This window comes from Tumebacillus amylolyticus (genome assembly GCF_016722965.1).
GTDB classification, from domain to species: Bacteria; Bacillota; Bacilli; order Tumebacillales; family Tumebacillaceae; genus Tumebacillus; species Tumebacillus amylolyticus.
Genome location: NZ_JAEQNB010000007.1, coordinates 36,904 through 58,564 on the forward strand (window position 1 = coordinate 36,904; position 21,661 = coordinate 58,564).

Annotated in this window: 17 protein-coding genes; 15 read left to right on the forward strand and 2 right to left on the reverse strand. The window is 56.1% G+C overall.

Annotated features, from left to right (window positions below):
- The first annotated feature begins 210 nt into the window (after positions 1-210).
- Genes JJB07_RS19440 through JJB07_RS19455 form a run of 4 tightly spaced genes read left to right on the forward strand, consistent with a single transcriptional unit; the run spans position 211 to position 4,839 of the window.
- A complete protein-coding gene (locus JJB07_RS19440; protein ID WP_201637760.1) occupies positions 211-2,232 on the forward strand; it encodes a spore germination protein in 2,022 nt (673 codons plus the stop codon).
- The gene (locus tag JJB07_RS19445) at positions 2,229-3,356 is read left to right on the forward strand and encodes an endospore germination permease (RefSeq protein WP_201637761.1); all 1,128 of its coding nucleotides are present in this window, start codon (positions 2,229-2,231) and stop codon (positions 3,354-3,356) included. The genes JJB07_RS19440 and JJB07_RS19445 overlap by 4 nt, the downstream gene beginning before the upstream one ends.
- Positions 3,322-4,644, forward strand: coding sequence for a Ger(x)C family spore germination protein (locus tag JJB07_RS19450; RefSeq protein ID WP_201637763.1), 1,323 nt, complete (start codon positions 3,322-3,324; stop codon positions 4,642-4,644). Before JJB07_RS19445 ends, JJB07_RS19450 begins: the two co-directional genes overlap by 35 nt.
- A gap of 15 nt (positions 4,645-4,659) precedes the next feature.
- Positions 4,660-4,839, forward strand: a complete 180-nt coding sequence (locus JJB07_RS19455) for a hypothetical protein (protein WP_201637765.1) — start codon at positions 4,660-4,662, stop codon at positions 4,837-4,839.
- Between the two features lie 60 nt (positions 4,840-4,899).
- Here the strand turns inward: JJB07_RS19455 and JJB07_RS19460 are convergent, their stop codons facing one another.
- The gene (locus JJB07_RS19460) at positions 4,900-6,870 is read right to left on the reverse strand and encodes a S8 family peptidase (protein WP_201637767.1); all 1,971 of its coding nucleotides are present in this window, start codon (positions 6,868-6,870) and stop codon (positions 4,900-4,902) included.
- Positions 6,871-6,963: 93 nt separating this feature from the next.
- Here JJB07_RS19460 and JJB07_RS19465 point away from each other — a divergent pair, with 93 nt between their 5' ends.
- The 3 genes from JJB07_RS19465 to JJB07_RS19475 all read left to right on the forward strand — a co-directional run bounded on the left by JJB07_RS19465 (position 6,964) and on the right by JJB07_RS19475 (position 11,246).
- Positions 6,964-8,592 (forward strand): DUF2254 family protein, encoded by a 1,629-nt coding sequence (locus tag JJB07_RS19465; RefSeq protein ID WP_201637768.1) that lies wholly within the window; start codon positions 6,964-6,966, stop codon positions 8,590-8,592.
- Positions 8,593-8,629: 37 nt separating this feature from the next.
- Positions 8,630-9,538, forward strand: a complete 909-nt coding sequence (locus JJB07_RS19470; protein ID WP_201637770.1) for a phosphotransferase family protein — start codon at positions 8,630-8,632, stop codon at positions 9,536-9,538.
- Between the two features lie 112 nt (positions 9,539-9,650).
- On the forward strand, positions 9,651-11,246 hold the full coding sequence (locus JJB07_RS19475; protein ID WP_201637771.1) for an S-layer homology domain-containing protein: 1,596 nt from the start codon (positions 9,651-9,653) through the stop codon (positions 11,244-11,246).
- Here JJB07_RS19475 and JJB07_RS19480 read toward each other — a convergent pair.
- Positions 11,236-12,195: a cation diffusion facilitator family transporter gene (locus JJB07_RS19480; protein WP_201637773.1), complete on the reverse strand. Its 960-nt coding sequence runs from the start codon at positions 12,193-12,195 to the stop codon at positions 11,236-11,238. The genes JJB07_RS19475 and JJB07_RS19480 overlap by 11 nt on opposite strands.
- 300 nt (positions 12,196-12,495) lie before the next feature.
- Here JJB07_RS19480 and trhO point away from each other — a divergent pair, with 300 nt between their 5' ends.
- The 8 genes from trhO to JJB07_RS19520 all read left to right on the forward strand — a co-directional run bounded on the left by trhO (position 12,496) and on the right by JJB07_RS19520 (position 21,649).
- On the forward strand, positions 12,496-13,437 hold the full coding sequence (gene trhO, locus JJB07_RS19485) for an oxygen-dependent tRNA uridine(34) hydroxylase TrhO (protein WP_236588236.1): 942 nt from the start codon (positions 12,496-12,498) through the stop codon (positions 13,435-13,437).
- Between the two features lie 145 nt (positions 13,438-13,582).
- Entirely contained in the window at positions 13,583-14,500 is a 918-nt protein-coding gene (locus JJB07_RS19490) for a DHH family phosphoesterase (RefSeq protein WP_201637776.1), read from the forward strand.
- Positions 14,501-14,612: 112 nt separating this feature from the next.
- Entirely contained in the window at positions 14,613-14,822 is a 210-nt protein-coding gene (locus tag JJB07_RS19495; protein ID WP_201637777.1) for a hypothetical protein, read from the forward strand.
- A 66-nt stretch (positions 14,823-14,888) separates the two neighbouring features.
- Positions 14,889-15,671 carry a GNAT family N-acetyltransferase gene (locus JJB07_RS19500; protein ID WP_201637779.1) on the forward strand — a complete coding sequence of 261 codons (783 nt, stop codon included), beginning with the start codon at positions 14,889-14,891 and terminating at the stop codon, positions 15,669-15,671.
- A gap of 116 nt (positions 15,672-15,787) precedes the next feature.
- On the forward strand, positions 15,788-18,151 hold the full coding sequence (locus tag JJB07_RS19505) for a DUF7408 domain-containing protein (RefSeq protein ID WP_201637780.1): 2,364 nt from the start codon (positions 15,788-15,790) through the stop codon (positions 18,149-18,151).
- Positions 18,148-19,074 (forward strand): ATP-binding cassette domain-containing protein, encoded by a 927-nt coding sequence (locus tag JJB07_RS19510; RefSeq protein ID WP_201637782.1) that lies wholly within the window; start codon positions 18,148-18,150, stop codon positions 19,072-19,074. The genes JJB07_RS19505 and JJB07_RS19510 overlap by 4 nt, the downstream gene beginning before the upstream one ends.
- Positions 19,074-19,973, forward strand: a complete 900-nt coding sequence (locus tag JJB07_RS19515; protein ID WP_201637784.1) for an ABC transporter permease — start codon at positions 19,074-19,076, stop codon at positions 19,971-19,973. The genes JJB07_RS19510 and JJB07_RS19515 overlap by 1 nt, the downstream gene beginning before the upstream one ends.
- Complete coding sequence (locus JJB07_RS19520; RefSeq protein WP_201637785.1) at positions 19,970-21,649, forward strand: hypothetical protein; 1,680 nt, start codon at positions 19,970-19,972, stop codon at positions 21,647-21,649. Before JJB07_RS19515 ends, JJB07_RS19520 begins: the two co-directional genes overlap by 4 nt.
- Positions 21,650-21,661 lie beyond the last annotated feature (12 nt).

The following is a 21,661-nucleotide window of genomic DNA, read 5'->3' on the forward strand; positions in this document are numbered from 1 at the left end:
GTGAGTAGGACTTCCGGCACTGGAGGAGGTGCCTCGTGAGAGAGAAGTCCTGCTCGCGAGTTCCGATATTTCCCGAGAAATAGTCGAAGTTTGACGAATCCTATGAAAAAAACCAGACCTTGTCGCGGTGACGGCAAGGTCTGGTTTTTTTTCAAGCGGATGGGGAACCTACCCTATGGAAAATTGCACCGGACATGAGGTGGTGAGAACATGAGCATCTGGCAAAAGGTCAGTCGATGGTTCACGGTGGACGATTCAATCATGGATGAGGACTTTTCCCTCGTCCCCGATGACAAGCAGGATGGCGCAGAAGAACAACAAAAGGACTCTCAAGATCCCAAAGAACCTCAAGATCAACAAGAGCCTGAGAAGGCACATGAGATTCAAAAACCCCAATCCGAACAAGACCCGCCGTCAGACCCTCGCCCAACCAAACGGCGAACCACGATCAAGCCCAAGAAGATCGGAGCCAGAGCGGACACACCGGAACCGCATGACCTCGCACCCGAAGAGGACCCTCCCGCCGAAGGCCCGCGCAAAGTGCGCCGCCCGCAGCCGAAAAAGTCACAAAGCAAAAACTACCGACCTGATCCTAAATTGGAGAACCTCAATTTCAAACCGACTTACCCCGAGAGCCTGTCTCACGATTTGGCAGAGAATCGCAGTACGGTGGTGCAACTGTTCCAGATCCCGCGCAACGCCGACTTCATCATTCGCGATTTCACGATCTCGCTCGACCCACCGCTGCGGGCGTTCGCTGTGTTCATGGAAGGGCTCAGTGACAAAAAGATCATCAACCAACACATCCTCGAACCGCTGATGTTGCTCGCCGCCGTCCCTCATGAACCCAAACACACCTCTCGTGCGGATCTGATCCAAAAAACGCTCGTCCCCGGCAATCAACTCACGGAGGAAGCGAAATGGGACGCCGTCAAAAAAGGCATCCTCAGCGGATCGACCGCCGTCTTCATCGAGGACATGAACGTCGCGCTCCTCGTCGAGACAAAAGGGTTTGAACACCGCTCGGTCGGCGACACGAAAGTCGAGACCGTCGTCCGCGGTCCGCATGATGCTTTCACAGAACACTTGCGGACCAATACGGGCCTCGTCCGTTCACGCTTGCGCACGGAGAAGTTGGTCACAGAGATGACGGAGATCGGGGAACTCGCCCCGACGGACGTTGCCATCATGTACGTCGAAGGCATCGCCAACCCCAAACTCATTGAGGAAGTTCGACGTCGGATCAAGGACGTGAAAGTCGATTTCCTTCAAGACAGCGGAACTCTCGAACAGTTTATCGAAGACGCACCCGGTGGCATGGTGCCGCGCATGTTGGCCACAGAACGACCGGACCGTGTCGCCGTTTCGCTCGCCGAAGGGTACGTCGCGGTGTTCGTCGGGCAGAGCTCGCAAGTCTTGATCTTGCCGACGATGCTCTGGTCGCTGTTGCATACGGCGGAGGACGCGTACATTCGCTATCCGTTCGGGACACTGTTGCGCGTCATCCGCTTCGTGGCGTTCTTGGTTGCCATGCTGTTGCCCGCGTTGTACATCGCGGTCACGAATTACCACCCGGAGATGATCCCGACCGACCTGATGCTCACCATCGCGTCGTCGCGGGAGAAAGTTCCGTTCCCCGTCGTGATCGAAGTCTTGTTGATGGAGATCGCCATCGAATTGATTCGTGAAGCGGGCATTCGAATTCCGAACGTCATCGGGCCGACGATCGGCATCGTCGGCGCTTTGATCCTCGGCCAAGCCGCCGTGCAGGCGGGCGTTGTGTCTCCCTTGCTCGTCATCGTCGTCTCGGTCACAGCTCTGGCTGCGTTCACGATGCCCAATTACAACATGTCTTTCGCCGTGCGGACTCTGCGCTTCTTCATGATCGCACTCGGGGCGGTCTGGGGCTTCTACGGCATCACGCTCGGGGTGTTGATTTTGTTGATGCAATGGGCGACGATCAAATCGTTTGGCGTTCCGATGATGACCCACATCGCGCCTTACAAACAAGCGTCCGAAGACATCATCTTGCGCGGACCTGTGTATCAGCAGGAAGTACGCCCCGGCGGAATTTACCCGGGGCTGATGAAACGTCAAGTGCGATTTACCCGCCCGTGGGACCCCAGCGTCCATGATTCCAAAGAAGCCAAGCGACGCATGGATGAGGAAAACCAAGCCCTCGATACAGAAGAAACGAGCCAAAGTGGACGGCAAGGAGGGAAAGAGACGTGATCAAAACCGGACATCTCGGAAAAAGAGAACTGTTGGCGCTCTCCGTCATCACGTCGATTGCCGACGTCTCGCTTTTTTACCCGCAGCAGTTGGTTATGAGAGGGTCGTCGGCTGCCTGGATGATTCCGATGCTCTCAATGCTGATCACGCTCGGCGTATGGGCGCTGATCTCTCCTGTGCTCGTTCGCACAGATAAGCAAGATCTCATCACTCTCTGCGAAAAATCGCTCGGCCGTTTCGCCATGCGCGCGATGTGTTTGCTCATTGCCTTCTATATGATCGCCGACATGACGACGCTTGCCCGCACGTTCACCGAAGCGGTGGTGACGACGGTGTTGCCGCGCTCGCCGATCTCCTTCATTGCAGCACCGTTTTTTTTGGTGGCGGCGTTTTACGCGTGGAAGGGAATCGAGGGCATCTCTCGCGTCTCGTTGGTACTTTGGTCTTGGTTGGCGGTCGGCTTGGTCGCTTTGCTCGTGCTCAATTTGAACTGGATGCGCCCGGACAAGATCTTTCCGCTCTTGGGTTATGGGGTCATGCCACTGATTACGGGGAGCGGGCTTTTTCTCAGCGTATTTGTGAACATCTTGATCCTTACCTTGTTTTGCTCCCGACTGCGCAATCCAAAAGAAGTGCGCTCGATCGGGTACATCAGCACGATCCTCATCGGGTTGACGTACATGCTGGTCACGATGGCGTTTCTCATGGTCTTCTCGCCGGAAGCCGCGATGCGTTCGCCGTTTCCGCTGTACCAATTGGGACGGCTGATCTACATCGGACGTTTCATCCAGCGTTTGGAGGCGTCCTTCGTGTTCATTTGGGTCGTGATGGCGGTGATCAAGATGGCGGTGACGCTTTTCATGTCGACCTACCTGATTGCCACCGCGTTTCGAATGCCCGTCTACCGGCCCTTGGTGGCGGCGGTGACGTTGATTGTGTTCGACCTCTCGTATTACCCGCGCAGTTTCGTGGAGACGGTCAGTTTCAACAACAAATACATCGTCGCTTGGAGTTGGTCCATCGTGATCGTTGTGCCGCTGCTCGTGACGATGGCGTATCGAATTCGCAAGCGTGGGGAGGCGAAGAAGCATGAAGAGCAAGAACGTTCGGCGGACGCTTCTTAGCCTCCTCGTCGTGGCACTGATGGGTTCGGTGTTTGGCAGCGGATGCTACGACCGCATCGAATTGGAGGGGATGGCGTTCGTCGTCGCACTCGGTTTGGACAAAGGGCCGAACAACACAATCGACGTCACCGTCCGAATTGCGATTCCAAGCGAGATGGGCAGCGGGAACGACGGAGGAGCCGGAGGTACGCAGTTAGGAGCCTCACGACCCATGACGGTGCGTTCCAACACGGTCGCAGGGGCATTGACACTTTTAAACTCCACCGTCGAGCGGCGCATCTCGCTGTTGCATTTGACGACGATCTACATCGGAGAGAACGTGGCCAAAGAGGGCGTGCTGAATTTCCTCGGTCCGTTGGTGCGGATGCGCGACTTTCGGCGCACGGTCAATTTCTTCATCGTCCCCGGGGAAGCGCGGGAAGTCTTTCAAGCGAACCAACCGGTCTTGGAAAAATCGTCTTCGCGCTTCAACGAGTCGATCTCGGAGATCGGGCGTCATACCGGGCTTACCGTGACGAACAAACTGCACGACTTTTTGATAACAACAGAGGGATCGAACGAAGATCCGATTGCGCCGGTGATTGCGATCAATCGCAACGTGCAACAGCAAGCGGAAGAAGCGAAGAGTCAAGGTCAGGGCGGACAGGCGGGGCAGGGGAAACAAAAGGGGACACGCGAAAACACCATGCCTGACGCCAAAGTGTCGTTCAAGCCGGGCGAAGTGGTACGCATGGGCGGCAACTCCGTCGAATTCATTGGCTCGGCGATTTTCAATCGAGACAAACTGGTCACCTATCTTGACGGAATTCAAACGCGGGTACTCCTGATGATCCGCGGCGAGTTGCAACGCACGCAGATGGACTTCCCCGACCCGCAGCAGAAAGGGAAGTTCGAAGCGATTGAAATCAAGCATGCCCGTTCGCCGCAGATGGAGGTCGATGTGAAGTCCAACCCGATCACCATCAAGATCAAGCAGAAGCTCGAAGGTGACTTGGTCGGCGTGCAAAGCACCATCGACTATACCGAAGAGAGCAACATGCGTGTGCTGGAAGACTCGATCAAGAAAACGCTCAAGCAAAAAGAGGAAGACTTGGTCAACCAGATGTTTCACGAGTATCAAGTGGCTCCCTTTGGAGTGTTCCGTCAGGCGCGGGCACAGTTTCTCACCGAGCAAGAGATGGAAGCGTTTAAGTTCCGCGACAAGCTTAAAAACGCGAAAGTCAGCATCGATGTCGACTTGAACATCCGTCGCATCGGGGTTCAACTTGCACCGGTACAGGCCAAATAGAGGAGGGGTCAGGCATTGCAATGGGTGATTTTTTTCGGAGAAATGCTTGTGCCGCTCTGGATTGCGGTGTACACGTTCAATTTCGGACGATGGCTCGGCAAGCGAGATCACCGCTCCGGCTCGTGGGGCGCGTATCTGTTTGCGATGTTGGCGCTTGGCGTCTCCGGCTGGATGCTCATTCGAAATTCCATCTAACCCAGCAAAAAAGGCTTGGATTCGCGTCTGCGAACCAAGCCTCTTTTTTCAAAATAGGCGTTACTTGACCGTTTCCTTTGCCGCTTGCATCGCGCGGGAGACGTTGACTTCGCCGTAGCCGTAATAGTCGTCCTTGCCTTCGGGACCGAGATCGTCGGCGGTTTTCTGCAAGATGTCGCGGATGTCGGAGGGCTTGAGGTTTTTGTTGATCGATTTCAAGAGACCTGCCACGCCGGCGACGTGCGGGCTTGCCATCGAAGTGCCGGAGAGGGCGACATAGCGCTTGTCCGGATAGGTGCTCGGGATCGAGACGCCGGGTGCAGACACGCTGCAATGAGCTCCGTAATTTGAAAAAGTTGCCGTTTCGTTGGTTTCGTCGTTCGCAGCAACCCCGATGACTTCCGGGTACGCAGCCGGATAGCTCGCTTCTCCTGTGCCGTCGTTGCCCATCGCGGCGGTGACGACGATTCCCTTCTCATACGCGTATTTGATCGCTTCGTGCAGGTAGTCCGAGTCTTCGTAGTCGCCAAGCGAGAGGTTGATCACATCAGCCCCGTGATCGGCGGCCCATGCGATGCCGTCCGCGATGTCGGCGACAGAGCCGCTGCCGTCGGCGTTCATCGCTTTGACAGGCATGATCTTGGAGTTCCAGTTCACGCCGGCGATGCCTTCGAGGTTGTTGGTGCGCGCCGCGATAATTCCGGCACAGTGCGTGCCGTGTCCGTTGTCATCTTGCGGCTGGTCGGTGCCCGCGATGATGTTGCGGCCTGCGACGAGCTTGCCTTGCAAGTCGGGATGGTTTAGATCGACGCCGGTATCCACGACGGCGATGACAACATCCGGGTCGCCGGTCGAGAGCTGCCATGCTTTGTCCGCTTTGATCAGCGGGAGGTTCCATTGGTTGGAGGAGTAGAACGTGTCGTTCGGTTGTTCGACGACGCGGTCTGAAGTGCCGGAGGTCTTGGTGGCGGAGGAGGAGCCTTCGTCGTTTTTGTGAGCGTGCATATGGGGCTCTGCGATCACGGCGCCTTTGCTTTTAAAGTAGGCGATCATGTCTGCAGGGCTTTTTTTGGTCGAACGGAAGATATAGCCGTTGCGAAGCGTGGTTTTCACAAGCGACCCGTTGATATCTGTGCTCATCTGTTGGAGTTCGGCTTGTGTCAACGTGCGGTTGAACCGAACGAGTATTTCGTCGGGAACGGTCAGCGCATGTTTGCGACCACGGTCTTGCAGGGAGGTGACATGAACCGACCAGGCTGTGCCGTCGACTTTCGATTGTGCAGTTTTGGAGCTGGGTTTGGTCGTCTTGATTCCGCCGATCGATTCGGAGGGTTTGGAAGCGAGCGCTTCATTTTTGCCGTTGGCTCCGAGGATTTGCGTGCGGGTTCCCATCTCGTCGTCTTGGCTTTTCATGACGCCCATGAGATGGCCCATCTCGACGTCGGCGGTTAGCGACCCGGTGACTTTCGAATCGCCGAGCACCGGAACGGCGAGCGTCATCCCGATCTGCTCCTTCGGGTCTTGTTGGCTCGGTTTGTGGTAAAGGTCTGAGACGTAGAACTCATCGCGCAGGGCGAAGGATTGCGCTTGCGGGTAGAGGCTCGGGTTGAGCGGTTTGCCCAGTTGCACGGGAGTGTTTCCGTCTTGTTTATACGTAAGCGCGACGAATTGCGAATGATGCGACAGGTGCGATTCGAGGATGCGTTGACGATCTCCGTCACTTTTCGCGTGGGAGAGTTCATTGGAGATCTCCGTCAGCATCGTGCGGCAATCGCGTACGCAAAGCGCGGCGGTGCGGGCGATGTCGCGGGCGACGACGCCCTCGTTGCCTAGGCTTTTCTTGGCTTGCAACGATTGAATCAGCGTTTGACGGGTCGGGCCGTGCATCGGAAGTTGCGTGACGTGCGGGGACGTCGGGGCGGGCAGGACCGATTTGCGTATGGGAGCGGGCTGCGAACCTTGCCAGTACAAGGGGGCAACGAGCCCGACGGTCAACAGGGTGATCAGACCCCATTTGGAACTCCGTTTCATGAGTGATCCCTCCTGCTTGCGGATTTCGTGTTCCTTGGTAGTATTTTCGTCTGCGTTCGTCGGATACTAAGCAAAAAAAGGGAGGGAAGCTCCATGCGCACATCAGCGCTTCATGCACCAGCCGCCAAAGTAATCGGGCATCTGTTGATGTCGCTCTTGCTGATGGGGTTCATCTTCCGCTTCACGCCGCCGTTTTTTGGCGGGGATTTGGATACGGCGCGCAACTACCTCGCGACGCTTGCCTCGACGCTTGCGACGATTCTCGCGCTCTCCGTGTCTGTGATCATGGTCGCGATTCAATTGACGGCGAGCAAGTACACGCACCGGGTGCTGGACTTTTTTGTGCGGTTTCCTTATAACGCTTCTCTGTTGGCGTTTTACTTGGGCACCATCGTGCATGCGATCTACTTGCTCTCCCGCATTCAAGACACGCCCGAAGATCAGCCCCCGACGTACATCGACCAAGGGATGAGCGCCGATCTGCTGCTGTTGATCGCTTGTTTTTTCTCCCTCTTGATCTATCTGTACAACGTCATTCAACTCCTGAAGCCGGAGACGATCGTGTCGGGCATTCAGCGTGAGTACGTGTCCTGCTACCGAAGCGGCGACTATCTCTCCGCATTGGACAAAGTTGAGCAAATCTGCGACATTGCGAAGAAAGCGGTCAGTGAAATGGACGCCGTGACCGCCGATCACTGTGTCGAGAACATCGCCGAGATGATGCATCTCGCGAAATTACCCTCTCAGCAGGCGGATGACGTGCTGTGGTACCACGAGCGGATCGTCGGGCAATTGGTCGGCATCGCGAGCATCACGTTCAAAGAACGGGAGTTGGTCGTCTCCAAGCGCGTGCTGGAAGAACTGCAAGAGATGGGGATGCGCTATGCGGAAAGCGGGTCGTTGAAAGCGGCGAGCACGGTGTTGGACGCGTATGCGCTGATCGTGCGCAACAACCTCGTCGGACAGCAGATGATGAATATGATTCAGCAGTCGGTCGAGTCGATTTTCTCCATCACTTGCCATGTTGTAAAAAATCGTCCGCTCTGTGCCGAGACGCGACAATTTGTGCTCCAATCCTTTCGCAATCTCGGCGAGATCGGCAAGCTGGTGTTGAAAAGCGAATCCTACGGGCACAGTTTCGTCGCCAAGTGCATCGTTTCGCATGCGTTCGGGCAACTGCTCAGCACGCTGATTTCAAACAACGGGATCGAGCGGATGGGCTTGGTCAAAGCGTTGCTGTTTGAATATATGAAGCTCACACGGCGGTTGATCTTGAAGTCGGAGATCGGCGACATCGTCCAGATTACGACGTGGTTGCGCAAGGAGATGATCCCCTACCGAAGCGAGCCGGATCGGGTGTATCCGTATCTCTACTTGTACATGTTGCTGACCTCTTCGTCGCTGTACTTGCGTCGCACGGATGTGGTGATGCTCTTCGTGCGGGCGGTGGGGAAGTATTTTGCCCCGGACGAGGAGTTGCTGTACACGCTTTGCAAGAGCCGGATCGAGATTCGGCATTTCTATGACTACCATGAGCCGGAGCGCTATCTGATCAACGTGTTCGTGCTGTGGCGGTCGTATCACGCCTATACGCAGATGTACCCGTTTGGACCGGAACGCAAAGTGGAACTCGGGGATACGGTGGAAGACAAAGAACTGTGGCGCGACTTGTTTGACGGGATGGACCCGGATGAATTCTTGGGGCAGGATGCGGCGCATTGAATGGAGAACAAGTACCTCTGGAAACGGAGGCTGGGCGATGTTCGTGTTTCAAGGACGAGAGTATGAAGCCATCCCGCTGGGGAAACAAACGCACAACGGCGTGTACACAGTGGATCGATATCTGGTAAAAACGTACCGCACCCGCTGGAAGCAAGCGCATGAAATCTTTGCGATGGAGGCGTTGGCCGACGTCTTGCCGGTGCCGAAGATCGTAGAGCGGGGAATGTGGACGGAGAAAAAGGAAGGCACGGACGCGGGCCTTCCTTATTTGCTCATAACGAAGTTGCCGGGGGAAACGGTGGATTCGTTGTGGGCTTTTTTGTCGCGTGAGGAAAAAGTGAAGATCGTGCGCACGGCGGGGGAGTGGTTGCGCAAGATGCACGATGCGCTCCCGATGTCGTTCATCGGACTCCTCGACGAGCACGGACAGTCCCGAGGCGGTTACTTCTCGGGTTGGGGCGACTACCTCGCCTCCGATGTGCGACGTTGGCAAGGCATGCTGGAAAAGCAAGGAATCGGTACGGAAGCGGATGCAAGTCGTTTGAAAGCCATGACCGAACTTGTGGTTTCCAAGCAGAGTGAACTCAACGGAGTCAGGGAGACGAGTTTTCTGCACCGTGACTTTGGGTTGCGCAATTTGTTGATGACGGGCGATGGAGAACTTTCCGGTGTGATCGACTTCGAGCACGGTTTGGCGGGGGACCCGTGGTCGGATCTCGTACGCATGGCGGCCGAGAACCTGTTTGCGGATGAGGAGTTGCTCGGGGTGTATACGACCGCCTATTTGAGACGTCCGATGAACGCTTCTGAACGCGACAGACTGCTCACGTACCTCGCCCACCATGCCGTCTCTCAATTTGGGTACGGCTGGCGAGAGGGCGTTGAGGAGGAGGTCAACCACGCCCGCACTTTGATGCGATGGGTCGCCGCCAACACGTTTGACTGAGGAGTCAACCCGAATTGCGCGACTTGTCAGCAACTACCGATTGCCTTTTTCCCCTTTTCTCCTGTACGCTTGGTTTACATAAATATGCGAAACGGGAGAGGGTGAAAGGTCGATGCGCAAGTTGGTTCTGGGCGTCTCCACATGTGGAATTCTGATGTCTGCAAGTATGGCGGGTGCTGCAACGCCGTTTGTCGATATCGCGCAAAGCTATGCAAAACAACAGATTCAAGACCTCTACCAACGAGGCATAATTTCGGGTAAAGGTCAAGGAGTTTACGACCCGACAGCTCCGATTACCCGCGAAGAATTTGTCACGATGCTCGGCCGCACACTCGGTCTCAAGCCGTTGCCAAGCGTCGTACCGGCGTTCACCGACGTGCCGGCAACCCGCTGGTCCTACCCGTGGGTGCAGGCGGGCAATGCATTGGACATCATCAGCGGCACGAGCAACACAACGTTCGCTCCCGACGATGCGATCACCCGTGAACAAGCGGCGAAATTGCTGGTCAAAGCGATGGAATCCAACATTACGGCGGGCACAACCGCTGAAGCGTCTGTACAAGTACCGTTCTCCGACGCGAGACTTACGTCCGACTGGGCGAAACCGTATGTCTATGATGCAGACCGCTTTGGCCTGATGCACGGCGACGGAGGGAACTTCCGCCCGAACGCCCCGATTACCCGCGAAGAGACGGCGGTTGTCCTCTCGCGCATTTTGGAAAAAGGAGTTCCCGTTTCTGCGCAACCGACCTTCGAACCACCGATCCAACTGGGCTGGCAATTCGGCGAAACGGACGCCGCTTTTCAACAAAAAGTGGAAGCGTCCGGCACGATCAACACCGTGTCACCGCGCTGGTTTTTCCTCCAAGAGAACTACCTGGTCAAGGATTACGGCAACACCGCGATGGTCGACTGGGCTCACCAACGCGGTCAAAAAATCTGGCCGTTGGTCGGCAACCACTTCAACCAAGTGCTGACCCATCTCTACATCAGTCAGCCCGACAAGCGCACGAAACTCATCCAAGACGTACTGGACATGGCAACCCAGTACGACGTAGACGGCTTGAACATCGACTTCGAAGGTCTGGTGGCAAGCGACCGTGCAGACTTCACGGCGTTCATCCAAGAACTGTCCACCGCGGCACATGCCAAAGACATGCAGATCTCCGTCGACCTGCCGCCGAATTTCAAATCCGATTTCACTTCGGCGTATGACTATGCAACGCTTGCCAAGAGCGCGGACTATCTCGTGCTGATGGGCTATGACGAACACTGGAACACAAGTCCGACTGCGGGCTCCGTCTCTTCGCTCCCGTGGTTGAAAAAAGGCATCGACAGTTTCCTCGCGGCGATGCCCGCTTCGCAAGTCATCGTCGGGGTGCCGCTGTACACCCGCGATTGGACGGTCTCGGGCGGCAGACCGCTTGCGCAAGAACTGACCCTGCCCATGCAAAGCACGAACCTCGCGGGAGCCACCTCTACGTGGGACGCGAGCGTCGGGCAGTACGTGGCCACGTACAGCAAGAGCGGCGTCGCCCACACCATCTGGGTGGAAGACTCCCGCTCGCTCGCCCTCAAGTACAGCGCCGCTCTCGACCGCCGCGTAGCCGGCATGGCGTACTGGCGCATCGGCGGGGAGACTTCGGACATCTGGACGAGCTTGCAAAACGTGTCTTCTTACAAAAAGGAGACCAGCCCTACATCGTAGGACTGGTCTCTTTTTCATCTTCCAGTTCCGGATCACTCTCAGGTTCCGGCCCGGTGTCTTCCTCGGGGTACCACGGATTCAGATGAATCAATACCTCATACACATCATCATGCTCTTCCATGATCGACCGCTTGATCTCGCGGGAGATATCATGGCCTTGTTGAATGGTCATAAAACCCGGCACTCCGACGCGAACGTCGACGAGGACGTAATGACCGTGCTCGCGAGCGCGCAGACGGTCGATGCGTTTAACTTCGGGAACAGACTGGACGAGTAGGATGTATTGGTTCAGTTTTTCACTGTCGATATTCTTCTCCATGAGGACGTCGAGCGCTTCTCGGCCCATTTTGTAGGCGATTTTCAGCACGAGGAACGAGACGATAATGCCTGCCACAGGGTCGCCGTAGGACAGGTAGTCGAGGTGATAGTGCTCTCCGATCAAGCCGAGCCCGACGCCGATCAACGCAGCTCCCGACGCGTAGACGTCGACGAGGTGGTCGTAGGCGGTGGCGATCAGACCTTTGGAATTCGTTTGTTTGCCAAGTCGCATCGTGTACAGATAGAGGATTTGTTTCCAAACCAAAGACACGAACGCGGCGATCAACGAGATGACGTGCGCTTTTGACGCCGGCTCAAACAGAGCGGCAATCGATTCATACGCGATGAAAATCCCCGCAGCCACCAAGATGACAGCGACGAGACTGGAAGCGAGAACTTCCGCTTTGCCGTGCCCGTACGGATGGTCTTCATCCGCGGGGCGGTTGGAAATGCGCATCGAACCGACCGTTGCGGCCGATGCGATGACGTCTGCGCCGTTGTGAGCTCCATCGGCGACCAAGACCTGACTTTGAAAGAGCACGCCAACCGCGATTTTGATGACGGTCAGCAGGATGTTGCTGATCAAACTCACCCATGCGGCAACCATGCCTGCTCCTTTTTCTGCAATCATCTGGTTTCTTGCCCCTCTCCATCATTCTTTCCTCGGGGAAACAATTCGGGCCTTCAATCCCGATTGGATTGAAGGCCCGTTTTATTCCCATTGTCGGTATGGTTAGTTTGTCGAACTGCAATCCAACTCATTCGTGAACACCCGCTTTTTTGAGGACATAGTGACTCTATTGTAGCATATGCAAAAGATACCAGACAACTACCCTATCCCCAGTAAAATGTGCTATACTAGTAAGCGGTATTTTTTACCCCGCAGCATGCACACTAAGGAAACAGCATGGATCGAGAGAGGTGGATACTTATGAAGTACCGCATTTTGCTGTACTACAAATATACGACGATTGAAGACCCGGAGGCATTCGCCGCCGAGCACTTGGAAGTCTGCAAAGAAATGGGCTTGAAAGGCCGCATCCTCGTGGCCAACGAAGGCATCAACGGGACGGTCTCCGGCACTGTGGAACAAACGCAAGCGTATATGAATCATATGCACAAAGATCCGCGATTTGCCGATTTGTGGTTCAAAATTGACGAAGCGCCGAAGCATGCGTTCCGCAAGATGAAGGTCAAAGCGCGCAAGGAGATCGTCAACTGGTCGATGGCCGATCAAGACAACGTCGATCCCAACGAGACGACCGGCAAGTACCTGAATCCAAAGGAATGGAAAGAAATGATGGAGCAGGAGGACGTCATCATCATCGACGGGCGCAACGACTACGAGTACGACATCGGCCATTTCAAAGGCGCGATTCGTCCGGAAGTGGAAACCACCCGCGAGTTCCCGCAATGGATTCGCGAGAACTTGAGCCAGTACAAGGACAAAAAAGTCCTGACCTACTGCACCGGCGGCATTCGTTGTGAAAAACTGTCGGGCTTCCTCGTGAAGGAAGGCTTCCAAGACGTGTCTCAGCTTCACGGCGGGATCGTCACCTACGGCCAAGACCCGGAAACCAAGGGCGAAGGTTGGGAGGGCAAACTCTACGTGTTCGACGAGCGCATCGCCGTTCCGGTCAATCGCGTGGAGGACAAAGTCATCGCGTCCTGTTACCACTGCGGCAAGCCGCACGACCGTTATGTGAACTGCGCGAACCCGTTCTGCCACAAACAGCACGTCTGCTGCGAAGAGTGTGAACCGCTCCACAAGCGTTCTTGCTCCAAGGAATGCGAGGAACACCCGGCCAACCGCTATGAGCTCGAATTGCAGATGGCGCAAGAACTCGTCAAACAGGAACAACAGGAAGCGTAAAAAGGATTGCCCCGGCGCGGGCAATCCTTTTTTTATTGCATAGGCCATAAGTTTCAATAAAATTTGATTGCATTGGTAGTTTTGGACTAGTAAAATGAAGTTAGCTTTCTTGAAATGTAATGGTAGTTTTAACAGGAGGAGAACTATGCGTCTGATCACACGTTCCGACTTTGACGGATTGGTTTGTGCCATGCTCTTTAAAAAAATGGGGATGATCGACGAAATGAAGTTCGTCCACCCAAAAGACATGCAGGATGGGCTGATCGAGGTCACCGAAAACGATATCCTTGCAAACGTCCCTTATGTACCGGGCTGCGGCCTGTGGTTTGACCACCATGCCAGCGAATTGCAACGCATGGGCGAGAAAGTCGAATTCAAGGGTGAAACCCGCCTCTCCCCGAGTGCGGCTCGCGTCGTCTACGAATACTACGGCGGCCGTGAGAAGTTTGGCCCGGAGCTCGACTCGATCATGGAAGGCGTCGACAAAGCCGACTCCGCACAATTCAGCGCAGACGACATCTTGAATCCGAAGGGTTGGGACCTGCTCTCGTTCATCATGGACGCGCGCACCGGCCTCGGACGATACCGCGACTACCGCATCTCCAACTACCAATTGATGGAGGACCTCGTCGACTATTGCGCTCACATGAGCATCGACGAAATCATGGAACTCCCGGATGTCAAGGAACGTGTCGAACGTTATTTCGAACTCGACCGCGAATTCCGCGACATGCTGCAAAAGTACACCCGCACCGACGGCAACGTCATCATCTCCGACTTGCGCGGTGTGGAAACGATCTTCCCGGGCAACCGCTTCATGGTGTATGCGCTGTACCCGGAACAGAACATCTCGATCTGGGCGATCGACGGCAAAGCGAAGCAGAATGCCGTGTTCGCATGCGGTCACAGCATCATCAACCGTTCCTCGAAGACCGATGTCGGTTCGCTGATGCTCGCCAACGGCGGCGGCGGTCACAAAGCTGCAGGCACCTGCCAAGTCCCGTATGGGGAATCGGACCGCGTGTTGCAAGAACTCGTAGATACGATGAAACAGAACGGCTAGTGGACAAAAGGCGATCTGGTTGCAACGGCAACCGGATCGCTTTTTTGCAGGAAATGAATTCGTTTGCGCGAATAGAAAGAGTATTGGTTCAACACAAAAGGAGTGTGCCTTCATGCGTACGATCGGCACGGGCAAAGTCGAGCACTTCCTCCCGGACGGCAGCCGCCGTGAAGTCGAAGGGGAAGTGGAGATGAAGGGCGACCGCGTGGTCGTCACCGAAATCATCTACATCAACGGTCAACCGGGCGGTGCCCGAGAAATCAACATTCCGGCAAACCTCTGCGTTGTGTATTGGAAACCGGAAGTCTACGACGAAGTCTAAGAGTCGCGGAACAGACGAGCATACCTTTTACGAGGTATGCTTTTTTGTCAGAATGGGGGAGACATCATGATCTGCAAACTGGAGGAAAGGCACCGTGTGGTGCTGACGGAGTTTTTGGCACAGGATCCGTATTATGCGCTGTTCTTCCAAGGCAATTTGCTGGCGATGGGGTTTGGTCATCCGAATTTGGAGTATTGGGGTTCGTTTGACGGGTCGGAGTTGACGGCGGTGCTGATGCGCTATGTCAATAATTTTTCGATCCTGGCGCATGAGGAAGGGATGGACCTCCAAGGGTTGATCCTCATCGCCAACGAGTTTGACGAGATCCGAGCTCTCACCGGAAGGCCGTGGATTATGGAGCAGTTCGTGTCGGGGCTGACGCGCCATCCGATGTCCAACCTGCATCATGACTACTTCTGCGCGCTGTCTGCGGAGGCGTTTCAACCGGGTTCTGTCGAGAGTGTGCGACGTACGACGGTCGAGGATGCAGAGGAGGTCGGGGTGCTGTATGCGCAGGGAGAGTTCAAGCATTTTACAGCAGATGTCTACCGTCGCCGATTGCTTGATTCGCACTGTCGCTCCTTTGCGGTGGTAGATGAGCAGGGACGGATCGTGTCGATGGCGATGACCACCGCCGAAACGCCGGATGCCGCGATGATCGGGTCGGTGTACACGCCGTCCGAATCTCGTGGGCGCGGCTATGCATCGCGGGCAATGTCTGCGCTGTGTGCCGATTTGCTTGCAGACGGCAAGAAACCTTGTTTGTTTTACGACAACCCGTCGGCGGGTGTGATCTATCGTCGACTTGGATTTCAAGATATTGGAATGTTTAATATGGCGGAAAAGTAAAAAATTTGCAGATTTGTTGTAGATTCTTGGTAACTTTTCGAAACGAAATGCGTCTCACTTAGTGTGAGGCGTTTTTTTATGGAACTTTTACTTTTTTTCTACATAGGAGGTAAGGCATGAAAAAGCAGAAGAGATGGCGCCGTTCAGTTGCGTTTCTGGCAGCGGCCGTTTTGACGACTGCGCTGTGGGCACCGGCTGCGCTTGCGGCGGACGATGTCAAGATGACGTCCGTCGTCGGCTGGGACGGCACTTTTAAATTGGAAGCTCCGACGTTTGTGGAAGTCACAGTCGAGAACCAAGGCGACGACCTCAACGGCACGCTCAACGTCGGTCCGCAGAATTCGCAAAACGGAGGCAATACGGTCGCCGGGAGTTATGAGAAGGAAGTTGTGATCCCAAAGGGAAGCACCAAAACGTTCCGAATCGATGTCCCGGGCGAATTGTTCTATGATGCCGTGAAAGTGCGGTTGCTCGACGCCAAAGGCAAAGTGGTCCAAGACGCTTCGCCCTCGCAAGTCGCCGTACGAGAGGGGATCTTGATCGGCGGCGTCACGGAGAAAAAGGACGACCTCAACGTGTTCTCACTCGTCACTTCGCCCGCTGTCGGCGGCAAAGTGACGCTGAAATGGATGAAGAATTCCGACCTGCCCGACCGCCCCGAACTGTTGAAAGGGCTGGACGTGCTGACCGTCAACCACGCGCCCAAGGAGAAACTCACCGACGAGCAGGTGCAGACGATTCACGATTGGGTCGAGCGCGGGGGGACGCTGCTATTATCCGGCGGTTTGAATTATCAAGGCGGGGCCGGGCTGTTCCAAGACCTCTCCCCGGTGCAAGTGACAGGGGCGGGCAAAGCAGACGACCTCTCCGATTTGCAACGCTTCACCGGGATCAAACCGTCGGTGAAGGAGTTGAACGTCTCCACCGGCACGCTCGTCCAAGGAGCGAAAGCGCTGGTCAAGAGCGGCAACGGACCGCTGATCGCCGAGCGTGACATCGGAGCCGGGCATGTTTTTTATGCGGCGTATGATCTCAGCGAAGAACCGTTGGCGTCGTGGCAGGGCAACAAGGAATTATGGAGCAATGTATTCCGAACCGCTGATTTCGAGGCGTCGCACAAGCCTTCCCAGAACAACGGCGGGATGCGTTCCATCGACCAGCAGATGCAGATCATCAGCGCGTCGCAGATGTTCCATGACCTGTTCCCCGCGTACAAGACGGCGGCGGTGGTCTTCCTCGGATATCTCATTTTGGTCGGGCCGTTGATGTACGTTGTCTTGCGTCGGGTGAACCGCCGCGAATGGGGTTGGGGCTTAATTCCGGTGACGGCGCTGTTGTTCACGGCGGGCATCGTGATGCTCGATGGCGGGCCGCGCAACAGCAACACACGCGCACAGACCGCCGCGATCATCGATCTGAAAACGGACAAAATCGCCGAAGTGGCGGCGGGATCGTCGTTCCTCGTCACCAGCGGCGGCGATTATGCCGTGACCTACAAGGAAAATTCGTTCCTCTACCCGTCGAACTATAACAGCGGGAGCAACAACGATACAACGCGCATGGTGTTGGGAGACGGCAAGCCGACCCTTCGGTACCAAGACGTCGAGTACTGGTCGCTGCGCAGTGCTTTTGCAGATACGACGCTTGAAAACCAAGGCAGCATCCATCCCGATTTGCACGTGGACAAAGCGGGCAACCTCGTCGGGAAGTTGGTCAACAACACGAAGTTCGATTTGGAAGAAGTGCATCTGCTGATCGGCAATGACGCCATCAAGATCTCCGATCTGAAAGCCGGGCAAACCCTCCAAGTCAACGAACCCATCAAAAGCGGTTCCCCAAGCCTCGGCGTACCCGGCAACAGCTATGTGGAAAAAATGTTCCCCTACGTAGGCGGGGTGTTCGATCAAGAAAAGGAGCAGTACCGCAACCTCACGTCCTACGCGACATCGCCGTGGGAGATCGGCACAGCGTCCGTGCAATTGTTCGGTTTCACCAACGCGCCGCTTTCGCTCTACACAATTGACGGCAAACAAGTCAAAGACGACCGCAACTTCTCTCTCGTTCGCCAAGTGCTGCCGATTCAGTATGAGGACGTCACGGCGCTTCCGGCCGGTTTGATTCGTCCCGAGATTTTCGCCATGGACGGGCAGACGTTTATGTCTCCGGACGGTTTGCGGATCGCGGTCGGTTCCGCCACGCTGCAATACGATTTGAAGTCTCGACCGGACTTCCAAGTGGAAAAAGTGACGACCAACCTCGATTCGGCGGCGTATGCGATGTATGACAAGCAACTCTATAATTTTAAAACCGGCCAATGGGTGCAAGTTGCCAAGGAAAACACCCCGACGATCTCCGGCGACCTCGTGTCCCAGTTGATCTCGCCGGAGGGGGAATTGCGCGTGAAACTGATCTCCACCACGCCGCAAGACCAATTCTTGCAATACCCGACTGTCGGTCTGGAAGGGAAGGTGTCGCCGTGATTCGCACCGTCAACCTCACCAAGCGCTATGGAAAATTCCTCGCGGTGAACAATTTGAACCTGCATATCGAGCAGGGGTCTGTATTTGGCTTCGTCGGTCCCAACGGAGCGGGCAAATCGACGACGATGTCCATTCTCGCCACGTTGATGGAGCCGACAACGGGCCATGCGTATGTCGGAGGGTTCGATGTGACGCAGGACCCGGACAAAGTCAGACAGTTGATCGGCTATATGCCGGACTTTTTCGGGGTGTATGACAACTTGACGGCCGTTGAGTACCTCGATTTCTATGCGGGGGCGTACGACATCCCCAAGGAAAAGCGTCCCGCGCTGATTGAGAACCTGCTGGAATTGGTCAACCTCACCATGAAGGCAGACTCGTTTGTCGACACCCTCTCGCGGGGAATGAAGCAACGCCTCGGGCTCGCTCGCTGTCTCGTCCATGATCCGCAAGTTTTGATCCTCGACGAACCGGCTTCCGGTCTCGACCCGCGTGCCCGCATTGAAATGAAGGAAATTCTCAAAGAGCTCAAATCGATGGGCAAGACGATCATCATCTCCTCGCACATCTTGCCGGAGCTCGCCGAGATGTGTGACACGATCGGGATCATCGAGCAGGGCCAATTGATCGCCCTCGCCCCGGTGGATCAGATCGCCTCGCGTGTGGCGGGACATAAAGTGTTGCGTGTGAAATTGCTCGATCGAGTCGAGGAAGCGCATGCACAAGTGCATTATCTGGAGCATGTTTCGCAGGTCGACGTGCAGGACAACACGCTGTTGATTCAATACACGGGCGACGAAGCAGGTCAAGTGGAGCTGCTCGCCAAATTGGTGCAGAACGGCCTGCCGGTGCTGAGTTTTGCAGAAGAGGCGGGGAATCTGGAAGAAGTGTTCCTCACCGTGACGAAAGGGGTCGGTTCTTGATGCAGAAGTTGCTTCGTTTTCGATTGACGAACCCGGTGTTGGTCAAGGAGTTTCGGGGCCGGATGCGAACGATGAAGACACCGCTGTTGCTGGCGGCCTACTTGCTCATCGTCGGGGGAATCACGTTTGGCTATATGTACATCCGCTATTCCAACCAAACGTACTACCGGCCGGGGGAGAGCAAGGATCTGTTCCTGATGCTTGCGGTCTTGCAATTGATCTTGATCGGTTTCGTCGCACCGGGTCTCACCGCGGGGACGATCTCCGGGGAGCGGGAGCGGCAGACGCTGAACATCTTGCTGACGACCCACTTGTCGCCGACCAAGATCGTGCTTGCCAAGATGGTGTCTTCGCTCGCCTTTATCGGGTTGTTGGTTTTTTCGACGCTGCCGGTTTATGCGATCGTCTTTCTCTACGGCGGGATTTCGCCGGGGCAGATGTTCGGCGTGTTCGTGATGTACTTGGTTTCGATGCTGTTATTCGGTTCGATTGGCATGTTTTGCTCGGCGTGGTTTAAGCGCACAGGGGTTTCGACCGTGCTCGCGTACGGGGTGTCGCTGTTTATGCTTGGCGGAACGGCTTTGTTGGCGGTGTTCATCTCCGAGTATCTCAATATGTATCAGTACCGGGTGTACGGACAGCATGTCGGTTATCCGAATCTGTTCTATCTCACAGCGTTGAACCCGGTGTTGAACTTGATTTCGCTGTTTGAGCCAAGTGCGGTGATGATGGGGCAGAACGGGTCCGTTTCGCCGCAACAGGGAATTCCGATTCAGCCTACGCTTTACTATTCGTTGGTCTACATTCCGGTGTCTGCGTTGCTGTTGTTCTTCAGCGTGCGCATGGTAGCGCCGGTCAAGAAAAAATTATTTCGTCGTCGTTCGGCGGGGGGACAATGATCCCGCGTGAACTGCTGACGGGGCTGACTCCCGTACGGCGGCGTCTCCTCTGGCTGCAAGTGTTTGCAACGTGCGGCCGGGGACTCCTCGGAGGAATGAGCGCGGCGGCGGGCTTGCTCGTGGCCGCGCGCTTTTTTCCCATCCTGTACAACTTGGAAGTTGCGTGCGGGTTGGTGGCGGTTGGGTTGCTCGGCGGATTGGTTTGGGGGCTTGCCAAGCCTCCAACGTTGCAGGAAGCGGCGGTGGCGGTCGACCGTTATGGACTGGAAGGCCGCATCTCGACGGCGTTGCACTTTGCGGGAGAGGACTCGCAGATTGCGAAGTGGCAGCGACAGGAAGCGATTGAGCGACTGTTGCTGGTGCGGGAGGAAGTCGCGGAGATCGTGCCTCTCGGATTTGAACAGGTTCCGAAACGTTCGCTGTTGGCGACAGGAGCGCTGCTGCTTTTGACGGCGGGGTTGATGATGGTGTACAACCCGCTGGACGATGTCGCCGTGGAGCGCCATGATGTGCAGAAAAAAGCCGAGCAAGTCGTCGACGCAGCGAAAAAAGCGGCGGAAGAAGCGAAGCAAAAAGGGCTCTCTGAAAAGGACAAAGCCAAGCTCGACGAAGCGTTGCAGAAGTTGCAAGCGGAGTTGAAGGAGGCGAAGAAGCAAGAAGACCTCGAACGCGCCCTCGCCAAAGCGGAGAACAAATTGAAGGCGGTGCAGGGTGACCTCGCGAAGCAGGAAGCCGACCGCAAGAAGTTGGGAGACGCGCTGGCGGGGACGGAAGCGGGGAAATCGCTGGGAGAAGCTTTGAAGAGCGGGGATTCGAAAAAAATGGCTGAAGCCATGCAGAATTTGAAGGAACAACTCGCGAGTTTGAGCGAGGAGCAGAAACAGCAGTTGGGAGAGGCGTTGGCGAAAGCGGGGGCTGAGGCGAAGAGCGGCTTGAAGCAAGCGTTGAGCCAAGCGGCGACGGCGATGCAGAGCGGAGACCTGTCGCAGATGCAGAGTCAGATCGGCAACTTGGCAGACCTGATGCAACACGGCAACAACGCCGCTACAAGCGTCGGGAATGTCGGCAGCGCCATCGCCAAAGCCGGCGGGGTTGCAGACCCCAACGCCACGGCGGACGGCTCCACCAACTCGGGAGACAGTGCTGACAACGGACAGGGCTCACAAGGACAAAACCAAGGCTCTGGACAGGGCCAAGGCTCAGGACAAGGCCAAGGCTCAGGACAAGGCCAAGGCTCCGGACAAGGCCAAGGCCAAGGCCAAGGCCAAGGCCAAGGCCAAGGCCAAGGCCAAGGCCAAGGCCAAGGCCAAGGCCAAGGCCAAGGCCAAGGCCAAGGCCAAGGCCAAGGCCAAGGCCAAGGCCAAGGCTCGGGCTCGGGCTCGGGCTCGGGCTCGGGCTCCGGGTGGGGCTCCGGCCACGGGGACCGCTCGTTGGTGATGGTCCCTGCGGGAGAGTTCGGAGTCGGCGAAACGGGCCACGACACGGGCGGCTCATCCAGCGGCGGCAGCAGTCAAATGACCGACGGCCAAGGCCAAGTCACCCCCGGCGTTGCTCGCCCGTACCAAGAAGTCTACCGCCAATACGAAGAAACCGCCCGTCAAAGCGTCGAGCGCAACAACCTCCCGCTCAATGAGCAAGAACTCATCCGCGACTATTTCACAGGAATCGCACCCTAACCCAAGGAGGCC

Excerpts from the sequence above, each read along its gene's own strand:
- JJB07_RS19440 (WP_201637760.1), top strand. The coding sequence starts at position 211 with ATGAGCATCTGGCAAAAGGTCAGTCGATGGTTCACGGTGGACGATTCA.
- JJB07_RS19450 (WP_201637763.1), top strand. The coding sequence starts at position 3,322 with ATGAAGAGCAAGAACGTTCGGCGGACGCTTCTTAGCCTCCTCGTCGTG.
- JJB07_RS19460 (WP_201637767.1), bottom strand. The coding sequence starts at position 6,870 with ATGAAACGGAGTTCCAAATGGGGTCTGATCACCCTGTTGACCGTCGGG.
- JJB07_RS19465 (WP_201637768.1), top strand. The coding sequence starts at position 6,964 with ATGCGCACATCAGCGCTTCATGCACCAGCCGCCAAAGTAATCGGGCAT.
- JJB07_RS19470 (WP_201637770.1), top strand. The coding sequence starts at position 8,630 with ATGTTCGTGTTTCAAGGACGAGAGTATGAAGCCATCCCGCTGGGGAAA.
- JJB07_RS19475 (WP_201637771.1), top strand. The coding sequence starts at position 9,651 with ATGCGCAAGTTGGTTCTGGGCGTCTCCACATGTGGAATTCTGATGTCT.
- JJB07_RS19480 (WP_201637773.1), bottom strand. The coding sequence starts at position 12,195 with ATGATTGCAGAAAAAGGAGCAGGCATGGTTGCCGCATGGGTGAGTTTG.
- trhO (WP_236588236.1), top strand. The coding sequence starts at position 12,496 with ATGAAGTACCGCATTTTGCTGTACTACAAATATACGACGATTGAAGAC.
- JJB07_RS19490 (WP_201637776.1), top strand. The coding sequence starts at position 13,583 with ATGCGTCTGATCACACGTTCCGACTTTGACGGATTGGTTTGTGCCATG.
- JJB07_RS19495 (WP_201637777.1), top strand. The coding sequence starts at position 14,613 with ATGCGTACGATCGGCACGGGCAAAGTCGAGCACTTCCTCCCGGACGGC.
- JJB07_RS19500 (WP_201637779.1), top strand. The coding sequence starts at position 14,889 with ATGATCTGCAAACTGGAGGAAAGGCACCGTGTGGTGCTGACGGAGTTT.
- JJB07_RS19505 (WP_201637780.1), top strand. The coding sequence starts at position 15,788 with ATGAAAAAGCAGAAGAGATGGCGCCGTTCAGTTGCGTTTCTGGCAGCG.
- JJB07_RS19515 (WP_201637784.1), top strand. The coding sequence starts at position 19,074 with ATGCAGAAGTTGCTTCGTTTTCGATTGACGAACCCGGTGTTGGTCAAG.
- JJB07_RS19520 (WP_201637785.1), top strand. The coding sequence starts at position 19,970 with ATGATCCCGCGTGAACTGCTGACGGGGCTGACTCCCGTACGGCGGCGT.